The organism is Bacteroides sp. (assembly GCF_028690125.1).
Lineage (GTDB): Bacteria > Bacteroidota > Bacteroidia > Bacteroidales > Bacteroidaceae > Bacteroides.
Genome location: NZ_JAQVBV010000009.1, coordinates 47746 through 70487, shown reverse-complemented (window position 1 = coordinate 70487; position 22742 = coordinate 47746). Strand labels below are relative to the sequence as shown.

The 22742-nt window shown below is 40.3% G+C and carries 18 protein-coding genes; 14 read left to right on the top strand and 4 right to left on the bottom strand.

The features are described from left to right. Nucleotides 1-101: 101 nt before the first annotated feature. Both bioA and PHO71_RS08120 read right to left on the bottom strand, forming a co-directional pair. Nucleotides 102-2513 (bottom strand): adenosylmethionine--8-amino-7-oxononanoate transaminase, encoded by a 2412-nt coding sequence (gene bioA / locus PHO71_RS08125; RefSeq protein ID WP_300201487.1) that lies wholly within the window; start codon nt 2511-2513, stop codon nt 102-104. Nucleotides 2514-2579: 66 nt separating this feature from the next. Then, the gene (locus tag PHO71_RS08120; RefSeq protein ID WP_300201484.1) at nt 2580-3686 is read right to left on the bottom strand and encodes a DUF4421 domain-containing protein; all 1107 of its coding nucleotides are present in this window, start codon (nt 3684-3686) and stop codon (nt 2580-2582) included. Nucleotides 3687-3844: 158 nt separating this feature from the next. On the opposite strand from PHO71_RS08120, the gene PHO71_RS08115 reads away from it, so the two are divergent. The 3 genes from PHO71_RS08115 (at nt 3845) to PHO71_RS08105 (ending at nt 10346) form a co-directional block, all read left to right on the top strand. Beyond that, entirely contained in the window at nt 3845-6970 is a 3126-nt protein-coding gene (locus PHO71_RS08115; RefSeq protein WP_300201481.1) for a TonB-dependent receptor, read from the top strand. A 14-nt stretch (nt 6971-6984) separates the two neighbouring features. After that, the gene (locus tag PHO71_RS08110) at nt 6985-8466 is read left to right on the top strand and encodes a RagB/SusD family nutrient uptake outer membrane protein (RefSeq protein ID WP_300201642.1); all 1482 of its coding nucleotides are present in this window, start codon (nt 6985-6987) and stop codon (nt 8464-8466) included. Nucleotides 8467-8897: 431 nt separating this feature from the next. After that, on the top strand, nt 8898-10346 hold the full coding sequence (locus PHO71_RS08105) for a hypothetical protein (protein WP_300201478.1): 1449 nt from the start codon (nt 8898-8900) through the stop codon (nt 10344-10346). 19 nt (nt 10347-10365) lie between these two features. Here the strand turns inward: PHO71_RS08105 and PHO71_RS08100 are convergent, their stop codons facing one another. After that, nucleotides 10366-11571: an MFS transporter gene (locus tag PHO71_RS08100; RefSeq protein ID WP_300201475.1), complete on the bottom strand. Its 1206-nt coding sequence runs from the start codon at nt 11569-11571 to the stop codon at nt 10366-10368. Nucleotides 11572-11670: 99 nt separating this feature from the next. On the opposite strand from PHO71_RS08100, the gene PHO71_RS08095 reads away from it, so the two are divergent. From PHO71_RS08095 to PHO71_RS08065, 7 genes are all read left to right on the top strand, one after another. Beyond that, on the top strand, nt 11671-12825 hold the full coding sequence (locus PHO71_RS08095; RefSeq protein ID WP_300201472.1) for a glycerate kinase: 1155 nt from the start codon (nt 11671-11673) through the stop codon (nt 12823-12825). A gap of 105 nt (nt 12826-12930) precedes the next feature. Further along, nucleotides 12931-13167 carry a GlsB/YeaQ/YmgE family stress response membrane protein gene (locus PHO71_RS08090; protein ID WP_300201469.1) on the top strand — a complete coding sequence of 79 codons (237 nt, stop codon included), beginning with the start codon at nt 12931-12933 and terminating at the stop codon, nt 13165-13167. 47 nt (nt 13168-13214) lie between these two features. Further along, nucleotides 13215-13502, top strand: coding sequence for a YtxH domain-containing protein (locus PHO71_RS08085; RefSeq protein WP_300201466.1), 288 nt, complete (start codon nt 13215-13217; stop codon nt 13500-13502). 482 nt (nt 13503-13984) lie between these two features. After that, nucleotides 13985-15055 (top strand): substrate-binding domain-containing protein, encoded by a 1071-nt coding sequence (locus tag PHO71_RS08080; RefSeq protein ID WP_300201463.1) that lies wholly within the window; start codon nt 13985-13987, stop codon nt 15053-15055. 22 nt (nt 15056-15077) lie between these two features. Beyond that, complete coding sequence (locus PHO71_RS08075; RefSeq protein ID WP_300201460.1) at nt 15078-15890, top strand: SDR family oxidoreductase; 813 nt, start codon at nt 15078-15080, stop codon at nt 15888-15890. A 33-nt stretch (nt 15891-15923) separates the two neighbouring features. Next, nucleotides 15924-17093 (top strand): mannonate dehydratase, encoded by a 1170-nt coding sequence (uxuA, locus tag PHO71_RS08070; protein WP_300201457.1) that lies wholly within the window; start codon nt 15924-15926, stop codon nt 17091-17093. Nucleotides 17094-17125: 32 nt separating this feature from the next. Further along, nucleotides 17126-17539 carry a pyridoxamine 5'-phosphate oxidase family protein gene (locus PHO71_RS08065; RefSeq protein ID WP_300201454.1) on the top strand — a complete coding sequence of 138 codons (414 nt, stop codon included), beginning with the start codon at nt 17126-17128 and terminating at the stop codon, nt 17537-17539. A 48-nt stretch (nt 17540-17587) separates the two neighbouring features. Here PHO71_RS08065 and PHO71_RS08060 read toward each other — a convergent pair whose 3' ends face one another. Beyond that, nucleotides 17588-18115, bottom strand: coding sequence for a 3'-5' exonuclease (locus tag PHO71_RS08060; RefSeq protein ID WP_300201451.1), 528 nt, complete (start codon nt 18113-18115; stop codon nt 17588-17590). 199 nt (nt 18116-18314) lie between these two features. On the opposite strand from PHO71_RS08060, the gene nrfH reads away from it, so the two are divergent. The 4 genes from nrfH to PHO71_RS08040 are packed head-to-tail and all read left to right on the top strand — an operon-like array spanning nt 18315 to nt 22461. Next, nucleotides 18315-18908 (top strand): cytochrome c nitrite reductase small subunit, encoded by a 594-nt coding sequence (nrfH, locus tag PHO71_RS08055; protein WP_300201448.1) that lies wholly within the window; start codon nt 18315-18317, stop codon nt 18906-18908. Nucleotides 18909-18945: 37 nt separating this feature from the next. Beyond that, complete coding sequence (nrfA, locus tag PHO71_RS08050) at nt 18946-20427, top strand: ammonia-forming cytochrome c nitrite reductase (RefSeq protein ID WP_300201639.1); 1482 nt, start codon at nt 18946-18948, stop codon at nt 20425-20427. A gap of 10 nt (nt 20428-20437) precedes the next feature. Then, nucleotides 20438-21673, top strand: coding sequence for a cytochrome c biogenesis protein ResB (locus PHO71_RS08045; protein ID WP_300201446.1), 1236 nt, complete (start codon nt 20438-20440; stop codon nt 21671-21673). Continuing rightward, complete coding sequence (locus PHO71_RS08040) at nt 21670-22461, top strand: cytochrome c biogenesis protein (RefSeq protein WP_300201443.1); 792 nt, start codon at nt 21670-21672, stop codon at nt 22459-22461. Before PHO71_RS08045 ends, PHO71_RS08040 begins: the two co-directional genes overlap by 4 nt. Nucleotides 22462-22742: the final 281 nt, after the last annotated feature.

Genomic DNA, 22742 nt, shown 5'->3' with positions numbered 1-22742 from the left:
CTCCGGGGCATAATAAATAGACTACACTTATTTATGAGGTTATGAGTTAATGATACCAATTGATTAAAATAGTTTTTAATACACATAGCTTTTATCGTCTCCTACATCTCTTTTACTATCTTAAGCAATCCGGAGGTCAGTTTACTTAATTGAGAGTCAGTGATAATAAATGGAGGCATCAAATAAACGAGTTTTCCAAATGGACGTACCCAGATTCCTTCTTCAACAAAACGACGTTGCATATACGCCATATTTACGGGCTGTTTGGTTTCAATGACTCCGATAGCTCCCAATACTCGTACATCGGCTACTTGCTGAAGTTTGCGAGCGGGTGCTAATTCTTCGTTCAATTGTGCTTCTATTCGTTTTACATTCTCCTGCCAACCGGAATCTATTAATAACTGTACGGAAGCACAAGCCACGGCACAAGCAAGCGGATTACCCATAAAAGTAGGTCCGTGCATAAAGGCTCCCGGTGCATGATTAGAGATTGTATCGGCTATCCGGTTACTAGCCAATACAGCAGATAGTGTCATATAACCTCCTGTCAGTGCCTTGCCGATACACATAATATCCGGTTCTACCTGAGCATGTTCCCACGCAAAGAGTTTCCCGGTACGTCCGAATCCCGTAGCTATTTCATCGAAAATAACCAGAATATTATGTTTCCGGCAAAGGCGGGAGGCCTCTTTCAGATATTGTGGATGATAGAACCGCATACCACCTGCTCCTTGAACAATCGGTTCCAGAATCAGTGCTGCCAAATCATTGGAATGCTCTTCAATCACTTTTCGTAACGGTTCAATATCTGCCGGCTGCCACTCTTTCCCAAATTTAGAAACAGGGGAAGGAACAAAATAACGAATCGGAAGAGACGTTCCGAATAGATTGTGCATTCCGGTGACCGGATCACAAACGGACATGGCATTCCACGTGTCTCCATGATAACCGGATCGGATTGTTACGAAATTGTTTTTCTCGGATTTTCCTGCAGCATACCAATACTGAACAGCCATTTTCATAGCGACTTCAACCGCTACCGATCCCGAATCTGCATAGAAAATCTTCTGCATAGAAGGGGGAACCAAGGGAAGTAGTAACTTACCTAATTCTATTGCCGGATTGTGTGTCAATCCTCCGAACATGACATGAGACATTTTATCTAACTGATCTTTCGCTGCCTGATTGAGTACCGGATGGTTATATCCATGCACTGCACACCACCAGGAAGACATTCCTTCAATCAGTTCCTGTCCGCTTTCCAGTGTGATGGTTGCACCATCTGCCCGTTTCACTTTATACACAGGAAGCGGGTCCGTTGTAGAAGTATAAGGATGCCACAAATGTTCCCGATCGAATTGTGAATCGGCAAAATGATAGCCTTCTTTCAGGATCAATTGTTTATCATCCGATACTTTAGAGCCTAGAGTAGTGAGCAAATCACCGACAATCGCCGAATTGATCCCTATATACAATGCTTTTTGCATAGCTTCTTTGCTGAGTTGCGAACGTCCTCCCGCAAAACGCAGAAATGCCGTGGGATTAATGAACCGGAATAATGCAATAGTCCTTAATATTTCTTCTTCACGTAAAGGTTGTTCTGCTTCGAGCGGAGTACCCGGTATAGGACTTAACAGGTTGATAGGAATAGACTGAACATTGAGTTTTGCAAGAGCAAAAGCAAATTCAATACGTTGTTCCAACGTTTCACCCATACCGATGATACCTCCACAGCAAATATCCATACCTACCCGGCGTGCAGCCTCAAGAGTTGCCAATTTCTGTTCTTGCGTATGAGTGGAACAAAGTTGCGGAAAGTAGGAGGGAGCTGTTTCCAGATTACAGTGATAACGGGTAATACCTGCGTCATGAAGTGCCTTTAATTCATCTTCATTGAGTAAGCCTAAAGAAGCGCAAAGTTGAATAGACGAATGTTTTCGAATATGACTTACTGTATCACAAAGTTGAGTAATCTGTTTGGGAGAAGGTTTTCGTCCGCTCGTGACCAGAGAGAAACGATTGACGTCTTGATTTTCGTTGTATTTTGCCTGTCGGAGGCATTCTTCTGCGGGGAGGAGATCGTAAATATCGGCCTTGGTCTGATACTGGGAGGATTGTGCACACCATTTACAGTTTTCCGGGCACTTGCCGGACTTGGCATTAATGATGGAACACATGTCGAATTCGTGTGAAGCACGTGCGACAGTAATCTCGTGTGCGGCAGCGTAGAGCGCATCGCCATCCGCCATGTTGGCAAGCCAGGCAGCTTGCTCGGGCGATATGTCGATCCCTGCCAATACCTGGTCTTTGATTTCTTTAAGTGTCATAAATGTTTGGGATGAGATAGTTACTTTGACATCCTGTTTCAGAAGTGCAATATCTATCACATTGGTATGTAGATGACCAATCTGAAATTCACGTCCCAAACTAGCAAAAGCAGCATAGTTCTTTCTGCCCCAGTATTGGAAACGGGAAAGAGTACGTGTAGTGTTTATGGGATATTGTTTCTTCATCAGGTTCATGTCCTTTTTTTAATAGAACGTGACAAATGTACAAAGAATCTACGGATAAGCAAATCTTTATTTATTTTTCCGATACTGCTTGCGTAGATTGAAATTGAATCCCGCATATATCTGAAGTGTCCCGAAACCATTGTCGAGAGAGAAATTGTCACGATGATAATTATAGTTCTTTCCGACAAATGAAGTGCCTACAAAGTATTTTCCATTGTTGTAGACAATACCGGCGCGAATAAGAAAATCCAGATTAAATTTGCCATACCATTTTTTTCCTTCGCGGACTTCTGCATCTACGTCGGATGCTTTATAAGCAATGGCAGGAGTGAGAGAAAGACAAGCCAGGCAGTTACGTGCAAAGACCCAGTTGTAGGCGTAGCCGAAACTGATGTTGGCATTTGTATATTTAATTTTTTGTACTTTCATTCCGGAGTTCATATACTTTTGAAGAATTTCCGGCAGTTGTGTATATTCAAAATCCAGATTGTGCTTGGAGATTGAAAAACCGGCAATGAATGAACCAGCGTTAAGACGTTGATTGGTTGATTGACTGAAAGCTGCCGGATAGGAGAATCTGCGATTATTAAATATATAGTATAGATTCAATCCTTTTATATCCATTGTCATTCCATTAAAGTTGGCTGTATAGTTTGTTGGAATTTCTTGCGGGAATCCTTTAATTTTATGAATTTTATAATTGTTACCCGTACGGCGGTAGAAGATATCCACACCAAATTTGGAACTATAAAGACTCAGGTCGAATTCAGTCCCTTTATTCTTACGCTTTGTCTCCCGATAGATATCATCTACGTCGAAAGACCACCCAAGAAAAATCCATCGCCAACCGAAGTAAAGTCCGATCTTATTGTGAGGATTGGGTGAGAAACTCAGTTTCTGCGGATGAGGCTGATTGCTGGTGACGGAATAATATTCGAAATTACTGAAATGAGTGACCATTAGTGCGTAATTGTAACGATTAGGACTGATATAAATTGTATCAAAATCACTCAAATTCAGGAACTTCTTGATAACTCTTTTAATAGTTCCGAATTTGGCAGGGATGGTATCTGTTTGTTCACTGTTGCAGACAAGTGTATCCTTCCTCTCAGTCTGAGCCTGTAGGGAGAACGACATAAATAGAAAAAGATAAAGAACAAACCGTTTTATCATGTGATTCTTTTTGCCAGTTGGGCTTAATTCGTTTTACGAAAGTACGACCTTTCTTGGATTTATGCTAATAATCATCTAAAAAATGTTTTGTTTCCTAAACAAAAAACTTAACTGCACTGTTAGTTACAGCAAGCAAATAAATCCTAAACCACAAAATTATGAGAATCTATTTACGTCTATTAATAGTGTTTCTTTTGCTCTGTGCGGGAAATATAGTATATGCGGGAGTACAGCAAGAAAGACGTGTAACGGGTACGGTTAGCTCTGACGGTGAACCTTTACCGGGGGTTTCTGTGCAAGTAAAAGGTGCTTCTACCGGTACAATCACCAATATTGATGGAAAATATTCAATTGAAGTTCCGGCGAATGGAACATTGATATTTCGATTTGTCGGTTTGAGAACTGTTGAACAAGCAGTGGACCGCCGAAACACGATTAATGTTACTATGGAAGCGGAAAGCAAAGAGCTGGACGAAGTGATGGTGGTAGCATACGCTACGGCCAAAAAGTATAGTTTTACAGGAGCGGCTTCAATGATGAAAGCCGGAGAAATTGAAAAACTCCAAACTTCAAGTATCTCACGTGTACTTGAGGGGACAGTATCCGGGGTGCAGGCTAGTGCAGCCAGCGGTCAGCCGGGTACCGACGCAGAGATCCGTATTCGCGGTATCGGTTCTATCAATGCTTCCAGTGCTCCGCTATATGTAGTAGATGGGGTTCCGTTCGATGGTAGTGTCAATTCTATTAATCCCGATGATATAGCTTCTATGACAGTATTGAAAGATGCTGCCTCTGCTGCTTTGTATGGTTCGCGTGGTGCTAACGGTGTAATTATTATCACAACGAAACAAGGTCAGCAGGAGTCTAAACCAACAGTAAAGATAAAAGCTACTTTGGGAGGTTCCAATCGTGCTGTCCGTGATTACGACCGTGTCAGTACTAATCAATATTTTGAACTATATTGGGAGGCACTTAGAAATCAATATGCTAGTAGTTCCGATTATACCCTTGCAACTGCAGCTATACAGGCTTCCAAAGATTTGGTTACCAAGTTGATGGGAGACGGTCCGAATCCTTATGGTCCGCAATATTCTCAACCTGTCGGTACAGATGGTAAACTAGTGAATGGTGCACGTCCGTTGTGGAATTCCAGTTGGAGTGATGCCATGGAGCAACAGGCTCTTCGAACGGAGCTGAATTTGAGCGTGTCCGGTGGTGGTAAATCCAATCAATACTTTTTCTCGGCAGGATATCTGAATGATAAAGGTATTGCACTCGAATCCGGTTATCAACGTTTCAATTTGCGTTCCAATGTAACAAGTGAAATGACTTCTTGGTTGAAGGGGGGTATTAACTTAAGTTTTGCCCATTCGATGCAAAATTATCCGGTATCTTCAGACTCCAAAACCAGTAATGTGATTACTGCGGGACGTACGATGCCCGGTTTTTATCCTATTTATGAAAGAAATGCTGACGGAAGCTATCGGTTGGATGAAAAAGGTGATCATATTTATGATTTCGGTTCATATCGTCCTTCAGGATCCATGGCAAACTGGAACTTACCAGCTACATTACCAACGGATAAGTCCGAACGGATGAAAGATGAATTCTCCGGTCGTACGTTTCTGGAAGCAACTATTATCGAAGGACTGAAGTTCAAGACGAGTTTCAACTTCGATTTGATCAACTATAATACATTAGATTATACGAATATCAAATTGGGTCCCGCAGCCATAAACGGTGGTGGAGCAAGTCGCCTTAATTCGAGGACTTTCTCCTGGACTTGGAATAATATTGCCACTTACGATAAAACGATTGGTGATCATCATTTCAATATTCTGGCGGGAATGGAAGCCTATTCTTATCGTTATGATGAACTGACAGCTTCCCGTTCAAAAATGTCACAACCTGATATGCCGGAATTGGTAGTTGGTTCTCAACTGACAGGAGGGTCGGGGTATCGCATAGATTACGCATTGGTAGGTTATCTGTCACAGTTATTATATGATTATCAGAATAAATATTTCTTCTCGGCTTCTTACCGCCGCGACGGTTCTTCCCGGTTTGCCCCTGGAACACGTTGGGGTAACTTCTGGTCATTAGGTGCATCCTGGCGTATAGACCGTGAGAGTTTTATGTTAGCTACTACCGACTGGTTGTCTGCATTAACTTTAAAAATGAGTTATGGTGCACAGGGTAATGATAATCTGGGTACGTATTATGCAAGCAAAGGACTTTATGCAATTGTTTCAAATCTGGGTGAGAATGCGCTGGTTTCAAGTCGTATGGCAACTCCTAACTTGAAATGGGAGACTAACCTGAACTTTAATTTAGGTCTTGACTTTTCTCTGTTCAACAACCGTTTCTCAGGGTCGTTTGATTTTTTTCAACGACGTTCGAAAGATTTGTTATATGCCCGCCCGATAGCACCTTCTCTGGGATATAACACGATTGATGAGAATGTGGGAGCGTTGAAAAATACTGGTATTGAATTGGTACTGAATGGAACCATTATCAATCAAAACGGTTGGGTTTGGAAGCTCGGTATAAATTTGACTCACTATAAGAACAAGGTAACTGAACTTCCATTGAAGGATATGCCTCAAAGCGGAGTGAATAAATTGCAAGTAGGTCGTTCGGTTTATGACTTCTATATGAAAGAGTGGGCGGGAGTGAATCCCGAAAACGGAGATCCATTGTGGTATCAAAATCTTAAAGACGCCAATGATAATGTAATAGGTCGTACTACTACCAACGATTATTCTAAAGCAAGTGATTATTACATTAATAAATCTTCGCTCCCAAAAGTATATGGTGGGTTCAATACTTCACTTTCATGGAAAGGTATTGATCTTTCGGCAGTCTTTGCATATAGCATTGGTGGATATATCTACAATCGTGATATAACAATGATTCTACACAATGGTAGTTTGGAAGGACGTGATTGGTCTACAGAAATTCTAAGGCGGTGGACTCCTGAAAACCAATATACAGATGTGCCGGCTTTGAGTACAACTTCTAACAATTGGAATTCGACTTCTACTCGTTTCTTGCAGAATAACTCCTATATGCGTCTAAAGAATCTGACACTTTCTTATACATTGCCCAAACAATGGATTAACAGACTTGCTTTAGGAGAAGTGCAGGTATATGTACAAGGAGATAATCTATTCACGATTCATCGGAATCAGGGATTAGACCCTGAACAGGGAATTACAGGTATCACTTATTACCGCTATCCGGCTATGCGAACCATTTCCGGTGGTATTAATGTTTCTTTTTAAATGCAATATAAATGATGAAAAAGATAAAAATAAAATCCATTTTGGCAGCGGTTGCCGGACTCTTTCTGGTGACGAGTTGCAGCAGTAGTTTCTTGAATACAGACCCTACAGATGCGGTAGATTCTGATAAAGTTCCTGTTCCGGGAAATGCAGAAGCGCTTTTTAATGGTGCATGGTATAACTTGTTTGAATATACCAGTACGCTTGCCAATGTTGGTTATCGCGCCCTTCAATGTCAGGATGATATGATGGCGAGTGATGTTGTTTCCCGTCCGAAATACGGTTTCAATTCTTCATACCAGTTTAATGATGTGGCAATTCCTTCCAACAATAGAACTGCATTTGCCTGGTATCTGATGTATAAGACGATTGATAACTGTAATATAGCTATTTCTATAAAAGGTGACTCGGAAAAACTCCGACAGTCACAAGGACAAGCACTGGTTTTGCGGGCATTTTGTTATTTGCATTTGGTGCAACATTATCAGTTTACTTATCTGAAGGATAAAGACGCTTCTTGCGTTCCTATTTATACAGAACCTAATACCTATACCTCAGTGCCAAAAGGAAAGTCATCTGTAGCACAAGTGTATCAGCGTATCTTTGACGATTTGAATCTGGCGCAAGATTATCTCAAGAATTATGCTCGTGGTGGCGATATTCAGAAGTTTAAACCCAATACGGCAGTCATCAATGGGCTTTTAGCTCGTGCTTATTTATTGACCGGACAATGGGGAGAAGCTGCAAAAGCGGCGGAAGCTGCCCGCGAAGGATATTCGTTAATGACAACTACGGCTGAATATGGAGGTTTTAATAACGTATCCAATAAGGAATGGATATGGGGGTTTCCGCAGATTCCTTCTCAATCGGATGCGAGTTATAACTTTTTGTATTTAGATCCGATATATGTTGGTGGATATAGTAGTTTTATGGCAGATCCTCATTTGAAAGATACATTTACGGAGGGAGATATTCGTCTACCCCTGTTTCAATGGATGCGTGAAGGTTACTTGGGATATAAGAAATTTCAAATGCGCGCAGATGATACAGCTGATATCGTACTGATGCGTGCTGCTGAAATGTATCTGATAGAAGCGGAAGCAAAAGTTCGTGACGGAGTAGCATTGCAGCAAGCTATCATACCGTTGAATGCATTGCGCCAAGCACGTGGAGTAGGTGATTACGATCTGACCGGTAAATCCGAAAACGATGTGATCAAAGAAATTCTGATGGAACGTCGTCGTGAACTTTGGGGAGAAGGATTTGGCATTACTGATGTACTTCGTACACAGCAAGCAGTAGAACGTACTGCTCTATCGGAAGAAGTACAAAAGACCCAGGTTGATTGTTTGCAGGAAGACGGTACTTTTGCTAAACGTAATCCGTTGGGACATTGGTTCCTTAAGTTCCCTAACAAAAAACCATTTACTCCAAATAGCACTTACTATTTGTATGCCATTCCGGATAAGGAAACAAATGCTAACCCGAATATTTAAATAGCTCTCTTGATTTTTTGACTTTGACCTTAACTTGTGGGCCGGTATACGTCGGGATGACGCATACCGGCTATTTTTTCATATTACTGTCTATCAAAATGAGTAAAGTATAAGATATATTTATATCTTTGTTGGCAAACTACTAATGGATGGAAGACATGGAATCCTTATGTTACTTCAGTAACTTATACCTTAGGGCAAGACTATCAACCTTCCTGCTATCTATCGTCCAAAAGGTGAAAAGGAAGCAAATCTTCAACTTGGTAACGAACGTATCAAAAGTTCTGCCTATATTGCGTAGAATTTCCCGATGTCTGATTATGTAAATAGCAATTTACTGTGTTGTTAATTACGCTTAGACTCTTTTTGTATTTTATATAATATATTGTAAGATGAAACAGGTTTACCGATTATCAATTTTATTGTGTTTAATGATTTCAGTGATACCGTTGAGTGCCAAAAAAAAGAACGGAAACGGTAATACCCGAAATGAGTATGTAGTGTTAGCCTCCAAAGATGTACAGAATGATATAGCTTGGATGCAAGTAGTAAATGCTTTACAGAAAAAGCATCATGCAGAGGTTTTGTTTTACGAGAAAGCTCCCCGGGAAAGTTTAGCTAATCTTCAGCGTGTGCACCCGCGTTACGTGGCTATTGTTGAGAAGCCAGAAAACTTAGGACGGGATTATGTGATTGATATGCATCAAATGAGTCGTGAAGTGGATGATGACATTTTTGCTGATTTTATATGGGGAATTATCACGGGTTATGATGCCGATGTGGCTATGAAGATGGTAAATAATAGTACCGAACCCTTGTTTATTAAGGATGCGGTGGCTACTATTATGGAGTTGAATAGTGCCAAGTGGTTTAATAATTATGCTTGGGTGGACGATCATTCTTCCGGTTTGTGGGGAGAAAAGAAAGGTAGAGATGCGGAGATACAGACTTATGAGATTGACCCGAAGACTGTATTGAAAAAATTCACGGATATTTATGCTGAATATAATCCGGATTTAATCTTGACCGCTGCTCATGCAACAGAGAGAAACTTGGAAATGCCATTTTCATTGGGAAATCTTATGGCAAAAAATGGAAAATTGTACGCTTTGGATCATTTTACCAATACAACTTGGGATTTGAAAGAGAGTGGAAAACGGAAAGTGTATTTTGCTGTGGGTAATTGCTTGATCGGAAACGTGAACAACACTAAAGAGAGTATGGCTATTGCCTGGATGAATAGTGCTAATGCAGCCACAATGATCGGCTACGTGGTGACCACTTGGCATGGACGTAACGGTTGGGGTGGTTTGAAGTATTGGGTAACCAATCCGGGGCGTTATACGTTAGCAGAGGCTATATACATGAATCAACAGGATTTCTTGTACCAGCAATACCAATGGTATCCTTCTCTGATAAAGGAAAACTATCCTACTTTTTCCGGAAGTGAATTTTCTGTTGCAGGAAAGAGGATATCAGAGGCAATGAACGGACAAAAACCGACACAAGATCAAATTGGGTTCTGGCATGATCGGGATGTTTTGGCTTATTATGGTGATCCGAAGTGGGAAGTTCGCTTGCAGGAAGTTCCGGGTGAAACTGATTTTACTGTGATGTCTAAAGTAAAAGGTAAGAAGTGTATTGTCACGATTAAAACAAACGAAAATTTTAGTTTGGAGCGTATGAAAGGCGATAAGTTTAAAGAAGAGCATGTGCTGGATTTACCCTTCAGTTATTTCTTCCTTGAACGTTTGAAGAATCCTCGTTTAGCCGCCGGCCAAAACTGGAAAACAGCGGTGGATGAGAATTTCCTTATTATTTATAATCCGGATTTTAAACCTAATATGACTTATGAAGTTTTATTAGATATTGATAAATAAGTACTTAATTGAAAATAGATTATATCTTTTGCTTTTTCTTTAAATTCGGTAAGAACCAAGTGACTAATCCTAATAATGGCATATAAGCAACTACATTATAAACAGCTTCTATACCATAATGATCCGCCATGTTTCCCAATACAGCCGAAGCAACACCGGCTACTCCGAAGGCAAATCCAAAGAAAAGCCCTGAAATCAGTCCGAGCTTTGTGGGAAGTAACTCTTGTGCATATAACAGAATAGCAGGAAAAGCTGAAGAAAGAGTTAATCCCACACAGAAACTGAGAATAATGGTCCATTCCAGACCGGCGTGTGGCATTAGTAAACTAAATGGGGCTGCGCCTAAAATAGAAGCCCAAATAACATATTTCCGACCGATACGGTCTCCTAAAGGTCCTCCTACTAATGTTCCGATAGCTGTGGCGAACAGAAATATAAATAAATATAGCTGTGACTCTTGTACGGTTACATTAAATTTGTGAATCAGGTAGAAAGTATAAAAACTCGTCAAGCTTGCCATATAAATATACTTCGAAAAGATCAATATCAGCAATATACCAATGGAAATAGCTGTCTTGTCCATAGGCAAGGGAAGTTTCATTGTATTTCTGACGCTGATAGTTTGTGTCTTCATACGCGTCAGGTAAGATTTGTACCATTTACAAATGGGATACATCACTCCAATAGCAGCCAACGCAACAAAAGCAAAGATTGCAATATGTTGTCTTCCATAAGGTGCGACAAGTAGGGCTACTAACAAAGGACCTAACGAGCCACCAAAATTACCGCCTACCTGAAACAAAGATTGTGCAAGTCCACGTTTTCCACCCGAAGCCAAAAAGGTAATACGAGATGCTTCAGGATGCAGAACTGAAGAGCCAATCCCAATTAAGAACACCGAAAGTAATATCCAATGAAGATTAGTAGCAAAAGCCAGACTGACTAATCCAACCATAGTGAAACTCATTCCGATGGGTAATGACCAAGCTATAGGATGTTTATCGAAAATGATCCCGGTAATTGGCTGAAATACGGATGCAGATAACTGATAAACCAATGTAATCAGACCGATCTGGGCAAAACTAAGCGACAAATCATCTTTGAATAATGGATAGGACGCTGAGAGGACGGATTGCAACAAATCATTGAGACAATGTGAAAGACTCAACGCTATTAAAATGGAAAATGTAATTTTTCCGACAGGTTGTTCTTGATTTTGTGCCATAATACCTATTTCTTTTTGAAATGTTCCTGAAAAATTGGCTGCAAAGGTAGGTAAACTTCCTGTTTCTCGATATATTTGTCACAGTTAATTTGAAAAGATATGAAGAAAGTAGTAGTTGCTATGGATTCTTTTAAAGGCTGTCTGTCATCTGCCGAGGTAGAGCAAGCTGCCGAAGAAGGAATTAAGAAAATTTGTCCGGATTGTGACGTGATCCGTTTTCCGATAGCCGACGGAGGTGAAGGTATCTTGGAAATCTTAGTTGAAGCTACTCATGGTACTTATCGAGAGGTTTTGGCAAACGATCCTCTGATGCGTCAAATAAAGACTTATTACGGAATTTCGGGAGATGGAGAGACAGCTTTGATTGAAATGGCTGCTGTAAACGGACTGCCTTTATTAAGGGAGTCGGAACGAAATCCTATGCTGACCACTACTTTCGGAACAGGAGAATTGATTTTAGATGCTTTGGATCACGGATGTAGGAAATTTATCATAGGTATTGGTGGGAGTGCTACTAACGATGCCGGGCTTGGTATGTTACAAGCTTTGGGGATTCGTTTGGTGAATGATTGTGGAAAAGCTTTAGGAACCGGTGGGAAGATCATGAACCAAGTAGCCTCTATCGATTGCTCTTCTTTTCACCCGGCTTTAAGAAATGCTCATTTTACTATAGCCTGTGATGTTCGCAATCCTTTTTATGGTCCACAAGGAGCCGCACATATCTTTGCCCGTCAGAAAGGAGCGGATAATGCAATGATTGAAGAGTTGGATAGGGGAATGCACTCTTTGTCTGAAATCATTGAATCGACAACCGGAAGAAAAATAGTTCATGTGCCGGGTGCAGGAGCTGCCGGAGGTTTGGGAGGAGCTTTTCTTGCATTTATGAATGCTGAATTGAAACCCGGAATTGAGTTATTACTTCAAACATTAAATTTCAGTGAAAGAATTAAAGGAGCCGATTTAATTATCACTGGAGAAGGATGTGTAGATCAACAATCTTTGATGGGAAAAGTACCCTCGGGTGTTCTCGAAGAAGCTCGGAAACAATCAATCCCCGTAGTTGTAGTGGCAGGTAGTGTAAAAGATACCGAAATCTTGAATCAAGCGGGTTTTCAGGGGATTTATTCCATTGTTCCCAGTCCTATGCCTTTAGAAGAGGCTATCAAACCGGAAATGGCAAAAGTAAATATTAGTAGAACTGTTGCTCAACTTATCTTTCTGGCAGATTATTTTCAAAACCGGAAGAATGGATAATTGCAAACCTTAAAACTAAGTATTCTAAATTGTCGTTAATTCATTTTTGAATGATTGAACTTTCCTTTCTACCTACTGTTCTTAGTTTAAAAAAAGGAGAATAGTATGGGCTTTATTTGGTATATCATAATAGGTATTGTAGCCGGATTTCTGGCTGGCAAAATCATGCGTGGAGGAGGCTTCGGTCTTATCATAAACTTGTTGCTTGGTATTCTCGGAGGAATATTAGGCGGTTGGGTATTCGGTCTTTTCGGTCTTGCTGCTTCCGGATTGATTGGTAGTTTGATAACTGCTACTGTGGGAGCTATCCTAGTGTTATGGATTGCTTCTTTATTTAGGTAAAATCATAATCATTATATTTTTAACCAATTAAAACTTGAAACTTAATTATGGAATGTAGACATGGAAGTTTTTGGATTGGACTTGGAATCGGGTCTATTTTAGGTGCGGTGGCTTATCGTCTATCACGCACTGCTAAAGTGAAGAAATTAGAAAACGATATTTATGATGCTATCCATCGTATCGGTCAGGATGCTGAAATGGCAGCAGCTGATGCTGAAAGAAGAGCAAGACATTTGGGTGTGAGAGCTGTAGAAGCAGGGGCACAGGTTGCCAATCAGGTTGCTGCTGAAGCAGATAAAGTGGCTGGTAAAGTAAAAGAAAAGCTAGAAAAATAAAAAATAGTTAGGAATATAAGAGTCCTACACTATATTTCAAGAATGCAGATTATATGGGATTATAGAGGGGATTTATTATTTCAACTCTGTTTAATCTCTATAATCCGCTTTTTTCTAATTGCATTATTTAGCATTTTTGTTCTTTGAGATAAAGCTATTATTGATACGATTCTCATTCTGTTTAAGTATGGATGTTTCTGTGTGTCCGTACACATTTTGATGATTTATTTATATTATTCTTTTCTTTTGCGTAATATTTCTTTCTTATTCCCCAATAAATAAAGGATATTTCTCTTCTTCTATTATTAAATTTGTACTTTTTATTATGTTTAACAACAGATATCTTTGTTGCTTGTTCTTTTAAAATGTTGATATATAAATATATATGATATTTATGCTTGAATGTGTGTGCGCACACACTTTTGTTTGATTCAATAATTCATTTTAAATTTGCAGACGAATAATAAGTTATTTATTTAGTGATGGATAAAGAATTCTCAAATATTCGTATTATAGATATTGCCAAGATGGCAGGAGTCTCTGTCGGTACGGTAGATAGAGTCATCCATAATCGTGGGAGGGTATCCGAAGAAAACAGAAAGAAGGTTCAGGCAATTTTGGAAATGGTTCATTATCAACCTAATTTAATGGCACGTTCCTTAGCTTCGAAGAAACAATTTCATTTTATAGCGATCATACCTTCTTTTACTAAAGGCGAATATTGGGAAGCTATTTCTGAAGGCATTGATAAAGCTGCTTTAGAGATGGAATCCTATAACATAACTATTACCAAGCTCTTTTTTGACCAGTATAATAATAAAACGTTTGATGATATAATTCGTAAATTATTTGATGAGAGAGTAGATGGAGTACTGATTGCTACCTTGTTTACTGATTCTGTGATTCGTCTTTCCTTGGAACTGGATAAGAATGATATACCTTATGTTTATGTAGATTCCAATATTGAAGGACAACATCAATTGGCTTATTACGGAACGGAATCCTATGATGCAGGAGTAATTGCTGCCCGATTGCTGACAGACAGACTTTCTTCTACTTCCGATATTCTGATGGCGCGAATTACTCATAATGGGAAGAATGACTCTAATCAAGGAAAGAACCGCAGAGAAGGTTTTTGCCGCTATCTGAATGAAATTGGTTTCGGCGGAAAGCTGTATGAAGTAGAACTAAAAATTGATGATTCGGTATACAATTTCATGAAATTAGATGAGATATTTGGAATGAATCCGAATATTGCAGGTGCTGTTATCTTTAATTCAACTTGTTATATTTTGGGGAATTACTTAAAGGCGAGAGAAATGAAGTCTGTAAAACTGGTTGGTTATGATCTAATCAAACGTAATACACAGTTGCTTTCTGAAGGGGTGATAACTGCATTAGTTGCACAACGCCCTGAAAAACAGGGATATGATGGTATCAAATCTTTATGTAATCATCTGTTGTTTAAACAGAGTTTGGAGAAAGTAAACCTGATGCCCATTGATATTCTCTTAAAAGAGAACTTGAAATATTATCTGAATAATATGTTATAAACAATATAAAAATCAAGAAGTTATGAATGAATTATTTAATGTAAAAGGCAAAGTTATTGTTATCACCGGTGGAGCAGGAATCTTGGGTAAAGGAATTGCTGCTTATCTTGCAAAAGAAGGTGCAAAAGTAGTGATTCTCGACAGAAGTGAAGAGGCTGGAAAAGCTTTGGTAGAGAGTATAAAAGCTGAAGGTAATGAAGCTATGTTCTTATATACAGATGTAATGGACAAAGAAATCTTGCAAGGTAATAAAGCAGAGATTATGAAGACTTACGGACGTATTGATGTGTTGCTCAATGCTGCCGGTGGAAACATGGCAGGAGCTACTATCGCGCCGGATAAAACATTCTTTGATCTGCAAGTAGACGCTTTCAAGAAAGTAGTAGATTTGAATCTGTTTGGTACAGTATTGCCAACAATGGTATTTGCCGAGGTGATGGTTGAACAAAAGAAAGGTTCTATTGTAAACTTCTGTTCTGAATCCGCTCTTCGTCCATTGACTCGTGTTGTCGGTTATGGTGCAGCTAAAGCAGCTATTGCGAATTTTACTAAATACATGGCTGGTGAGTTGGCTTTGAAATTCGGTAACGGTCTACGTGTAAATGCGATTGCTCCGGGTTTCTTCCTGACCGATCAGAATCGTGCATTGCTGACCAACCCTGACGGTTCATTGACCGACCGTTCAAAAACGATCTTGGCTCATACTCCTTTCAATCGTTTTGGTGAACCGGAAGACCTTTACGGAACAATCCATTACTTGATTAGTGACGCTTCTAACTTCGTAACAGGTACAGTAGCAGTTATCGACGGTGGTTTTGATGCATTCTCTATCTAAAAAATAATACTATATATTTAATAACTGAACAATATGTTTTTATGTGAACAAACTTGGCGTTGGTATGGTCCGAATGACCCTGTGAGCTTGTGGGATATCAAACAAGCCGGCGCTACCGGTATAGTAAATGCTCTTCACCATATTCCGAATGGCGAAGTATGGACAGTAGAAGAGATCATGAAGCGTAAGCAAATGATTGAAGAAGTGGGTTTGACGTGGTCGGTTGTTGAAAGTGTACCTGTACACGAACATATCAAGACGCAAACCGGAGAATTTGTGAAATATATCGAAAACTATAAAGAAAGTATCCGTAATCTCGCTAAGTGTGGTGTAATGGTAGTTACTTACAACTTTATGCCTGTATTGGACTGGACTCGTACAGACTTGGCTTACACCATGCCTGATGGTTCCAGAGCACTTCGCTTTGAAAAAGCAGCTTTTGTAGCTTTTGATCTTTTCATCCTAAAACGTCCGGGAGCTGAAAAAGACTATACTCCGGAAGAAATAGCTAAAGCAAAAGCACGTTTCGAACAAATGAGTGAAGACGACAAGAAATTGTTAGTTCGTAACATGATTGCCGGTTTGCCGGGTTCGGAGGAAAGCTTTACTGTAGAACAATTCCAGGAAGCTCTGGATAGATATGATGATATAGATGCTGAGAAACTTCGTGCTAATCTGATTTTCTTCCTGAAAGAGATTGCACCGGTTGCCGACGAAGTAGGGGTGAAACTAGTGATCCATCCGGACGATCCTCCTTATACCATTTTAGGTTTGCCCCGTATCATGAGTACAGAAGAAGACTTTAAAAAATTGATCGAGGCTGTACCTAACGAATCGAATGGTCTTTGCTTGTGTACTGGTTCTCTTGGAGTACGCGCTGATAATGATTTGGCAGGTATGATGGAACGCTGGGGGGATCGGGTGAACTTTGTACACTTACGTAGTACGCAACGTGATGCTGAAGGTAATTTCCATGAAGCAAACCACTTGGAAGGTGATGTAGATATGTACAATGTTATGAAGAATCTGATTCTGTTGCAACAACGCCGCGGATGTTCGATCGCTATGCGTCCCGACCACGGTCATCAGATGATTGACGATTTGAAGAAAAAAACAAATCCGGGTTACTCTTGCTTAGGTCGTCTTCGCGGATTGGCGGAGCTTCGTGGATTGGAAATGGGTATTGCTAAGTCTATTCTCTAAACGAATTTTATAGTTAGTTGTTCTATTGATTTATGACAACGAAAACGTTAAAAGAACAAGCAGCAGAGTTGTTGCAGCAATGTGAGGTCGTCGTATTGACTTCAATCAATACAGAAGGGTATCCACGTCCCGTTCCAATTAGTAAAATAGCAACCGAAGGTATTTCTGTTGTATGGATGGCTACCGGAGCTGAGTCATTGAAGACTAAGGATTTTCTTTCTAATCCGAAAGCGGGGTTATGCTTTTATGAAAAAGGAGACAGTGTAGCTTTAACGGGAGAAGTAGAAGTCGTGACAGATGAGGAACAGAAAGCAGCACTTTGGCAAGACTGGTTTATTGCTCATTTTCCCGGTGGTCCTACCGATCCAAGTTATGTGTTACTAAAATTTAAGTCCAATCATGCGACTTACTGGATTGATGGAACATTTATTCACCGGCAACTTTAATTTATCTATCTATGAGGGTGTCGGACACCCTCTTTACACTGCTCTTCTCTACCATTGAAGTTTCAGATTATAATCAGGTTCAGGAATAATCAGCATTGCAATTTGGGCACAGGCTTCTGCATCTGCCAATGCATGGTGATGATTGGTCAAGTCATATCCACATCTTGCTGCAACTGTATGTAATTGGTGATTGGGAAGTTCTTTTTTGAATGTTTTCCGGGAAGCCCGGCAAGTACAATAAAACTTATAATCCGGATAAGTCATCTTATAGATTTCATAAACAGCTTTTAAACATCCTTCGTCAAAAGGGCTATTGTGTGCCACGAGTGGCAGATCTTGGATACGTGAGGCTATTTCCGACCAGACGGTAGGAAAGTCATTGGCTTCTGCCGTATCAATGGCTGTCAAACCGTGAACAGCAGTAGTCCATTGTGTATAATAGTTGGGACGGGGACGAATGAGACTATATATTCTGTCTACAATCTTTCCGTTTCGTACAATAACTATTCCGACACTACATACGCTGGTACGTTGCCCATTTGCGGTTTCAAAATCAATGGCTGCAAAGTTTCTCATTAATCTCCTGCTGCATTAAAAAACTAAATCGCAAAGATATTCTTTTTCTTTCCAATAACTTACCTTTGCAATACAATAATTAATTTATATCTTTATTGCCTAATGATTATTCGTGTGGCTATATAATGTAGAAAAGTGTAATAGATATTACGCTTTATTTATTTCCAATCCTTTATCTTTGTGAAAAATTCTTTTTTATATGATTAAGTTTCCAATTCTAAATCGAATATTCCCTTCGTATAGGTGGAAAGTGACAGCAGTCATTATTACCGGTATTATTGTAGGTGTAGGGAGCTTATTCATGTATCAGCTTCGGGCACATACTTATCTGGGTGATGATCCGGCGGCCTGTGTGAACTGTCACATTATGTCTCCATATTACGCAACCTGGTTTCATAGTTCCCATGCCCGGAATGCTACTTGCAATGATTGTCACGTTCCTCATGAAAATGAAGTGAAGAAATGGGTATTCAAAGGAATGGATGGAATGAAACATGTAGCCGCATTCCTTACGAAAAGTGAACCACAAGTAATTCAGGCTCATGAAGCCAGTTCTCAAGTAATTATGAATAACTGTATTCGTTGCCACACACAATTGAATATGGAAATTGTGAAGACAGGAAAGATAGACTATATGATGTCGCAAATTGGAGAAGGAAAAGCCTGTTGGGATTGTCACCGTGATGTACCTCATGGTGGAAAGAACTCCCTTTCCAGTACTCCGGCGGCTATTGTACCTTATCCGAAATCACCTGTACCGGAGTGGCTTCGGAAAATGATGGATGATCAATAATGCAACATAAATAAAATAATAAAACCAATATATAATGATAAAAAAGAAATTAAAATCATGGCAAGGATGGCTATTGTTCGTAGGTTCAATGATTATTGTTTTTGTTTTGGGATTGTGTGTTTCTGCGCTGATGGAACGGAGAGCAGAAGTAGCAAGCATATTCAATAATCGTAAAAACGTTATCAAAGGGATTGAGGCTCGTAACGAACGCTATAACGATGATTTTCCTCGTGAATATCAGACATGGACAGAAACAGCCAAGACTGATTTTGAGAGTGAGTTTAATGGAAATATAGCAGTTGATGTGTTGGAGAAACGTCCTGAGATGGTTGTTCTCTGGGCCGGATATGCATTCTCTAAAGATTATTCTACTCCACGTGGGCATATGCATGCTATTGAAGATATAACTGCATCCCTGCGTACCGGAGCACCTATGAATCCGACTGAAGGTCCTCAACCTTCTACTTGCTGGACATGTAAAAGCCCGGATGTTCCTCGTATGATGGAAGCGCTTGGCGTAGATTCATTTTATCATAATAAATGGGCTGCATTTGGGGCTGAAATCGTGAATCCGATCGGGTGTTCCGATTGTCACGATTCGGAAACAATGAATCTTCATATCAGTCGTCCGGCTTTGATTGAGGCTTTCCAACGTCAAGGTAAGGATATCACAAAAGCTACTCCCCAAGAGATGCGTTCACTGGTATGTGCACAGTGTCACGTAGAATATTATTTCAAAGGTGACGGCAAATATCTGACATTTCCTTGGGATAAAGGTTTCACAGTAGAAGATATGGAAGCATACTATGATGAGGCAGGTTTCTATGATTATATCCACAAGTTGAGTCGTACTCCGATTTTGAAAGCTCAACATCCCGATTATGAAATAGCACAGATGGGGATTCACGGACAGAGAGGTGTCTCTTGTTCCGATTGTCATATGCCGTATAAGAGTGAAGGTGGTGTGAAATTCAGTGATCACCATATACAAAGTCCGTTGGCAATGATAGACCGTACTTGTCAGGCTTGTCATCGCGAGAGTGAAGAAACATTGCGAAACAACGTTTACGAACGCCAACGCAAAGCGAATGAAATTCGTAACCGTTTGGAACAGGAGCTAGTAAAAGCGCATATCGAAGCAAAATATGCTTGGGATGCCGGAGCAACAGAAGACCAGATGAAAGACGTACTTGCCCTGATTCGTCAAGCACAATGGCGTTGGGATTTTGGAGTTGCTTCACACGGTGGTTCGTTCCATGCTCCCCAAGAAATTCAAAGAATACTTTCTCACGGACTCGACCGTGCTATGCAAGCTCGTTTGGCAGTATCCAAAGTATTAGTCAAGAATGGATTTACAGGAGAAGTTCCGATGCCTGATATTTCTACTAAGGTTAAAGCACAGCAATATATCGGTCTGGATATGGATGCGGAAAAAGCAGCTAAAGAGAAATTCCTGAATACAACAGTTCCTGCCTGGTTGCAGAAAGCAAAGGCAGCAGGTCGTCTGTCACAGAAATAAGAACAGATATATGTGGAGTAAACCGTGGAGTTATAAAGAAGGTCTGTTGATTGGTGCGGGATTGCTGGTGACAGGCTTTCTGTTGCAAGTAACTGTAGGAGCGATCAACTGGAGCTTATTCGCCTATCCGGTCAATGTGATTGTATTGATCGTTTATATCATTGGACTAGTCAGTATGCACCTTCTTCGTAAACGCGTTTATTTATTTGGGTGGCTGAGTCATTATTCCGCAGCGGTTTCGTCCTTAGCATGGGTGACGTTGCTGACGGTAGTGATGGGACTTATCCGACAAGTTTCTTCCGGTAATTCTCCTAGCGATATCTTGGGCTTTTCCCGAATGATTTCGTCTTGGCCTTTTGTATTGCTCTATTTCTGGATGGTCACAGTATTGGGATTAACCATCCTTCGTGCCGGCTTTCCTTTGAAAGGAAGCAAATTATCTTTCTTACTTAATCATATAGGATTATTCATAGCTTTGATCACTGCTACTTTGGGAAATGCCGATCTGCAACGACTGAAGATGACGACACAGATGGGAAATACGGAATGGCGGGCTTCTGACGAACAGGGACAACTGATTGAACTGCCCTTAGCTATCGAATTGAAGGATTTTACGATTGATGAGTATCCTCCCAAACTGATGCTGATTGACAATGAAACGGGAAGTGCGCTTCCTGAAGAATCTCCTGTTCATCTCTTGCTTGAAGAAAATGTGACTGCTGGAGCATTGCAAGATTGGCAACTAACTATCTTACAATCTATTCCGATGGCTGCCTCCGTAACTACTGAGGATACATTGAAATTTACGGATTTTCACTCTATGGGAGCAACTTATGCTGTTTATTTGAAAGCTGTGAATCAGAAGAAACAGCTAACTAGAGAAGGCTGGGTTAGTTGTGGCAGTTTCCTTTTTCCATATAAGGCGTTACGTCTTGATTCATTGACCAGTCTTGTAATGCCGGAACGTGAACCTCAGCGTTTTGCATCGGATGTAAAAGTCTATACCCAGACAGGAACGATTACGGAAGCGACTATAGAAGTAAACCATCCGCTAGAGTTGGAAGGATGGAAAATTTATCAATTAAGTTACGATGAATCGAAAGGGCGGTGGAGTGATATCAGCGTCTTTGAGCTAGTCCGAGATCCTTGGTTGCCTGTAGTTTATACAGGAATTGTAATGATGATGGTTGGAGCTATCTGTTTGTTTGTGAATGCTCAGAAGAAGAAAGAGGAGGAAACAGTATGAGTTGGGAACATTTCATCTTATTTGCAATAGCAGCACTTATCTGCTGGGGACTGGGAGCATTTATTGCCTGGCGTGGAAAGAAAACGGGATGGGCGTATGGATTTACTATGCTTGGATTGGCCATCTTTTTCAGTTTTATCGTTGGTTTCTGGTTGTCTCTGGAACGTCCTCCGATGCGTACCATGGGGGAGACTCGTCTGTGGTACTCTTTTTTCCTGCCACTTGCCGGATTGATAACCTACAGCCGTTGGAAGTATAAATGGATTCTCAGTTTCAGTTTTATCCTTTCACTGGTATTTATCTGTATTAATATCTTCAAGCCGGAGATTCATAATAAAACCTTGATGCCCGCTCTTCAAAGTCCGTGGTTTCCTCCTCATGTGATTGTGTATATGTTTGCTTATGCCATGTTAGGGGCGGCAACGGTGATGGCAGCCTATTTACTTTGGTTCAAAAAGAAAACCATCGAACGGAAGGAAATGGATTTGTGTGATAATCTCACTTATGTCGGTCTGGCCTTTATGACATTGGGTATGCTTACAGGAGCAATCTGGGCAAAAGAAGCCTGGGGACATTATTGGGCGTGGGACCCGAAGGAAACGTGGGCGGCAGCTACTTGGTTTGCTTATTTGATATATATTCATTTCCGGTTGGGGAAACCGTTGCAGGTTCGCCCGGCATTAATTATTCTATTAGTCTCATTCGTACTATTGCAAATGTGCTGGTATGGAATTAACTATCTTCCATCTGCACTGGGAGTCAGTGTACATACTTATAACTTAAATTGAAATAATGGATGAAAGTATTTGGTTGATCATTTCTTTTATGCTTTTTTGTTCACAGATATATGTCTGGGGTAATTTATTATTGCTGTTGAATTGTCGGATTTGAACAGATCATTAGGTTAGGAAGTCAATTATCTGATTAACTGGTCAATTATGAAGAATGTGAAACTATATATTGTTTCGGCTTGTGCCACCTAATTGACACGCTTGTGCCACCTGATTGGTACAAGCGTGCCAATCAGGTGACATAGTTGTGCCAATTAGGTGGCACAACTTATATATAT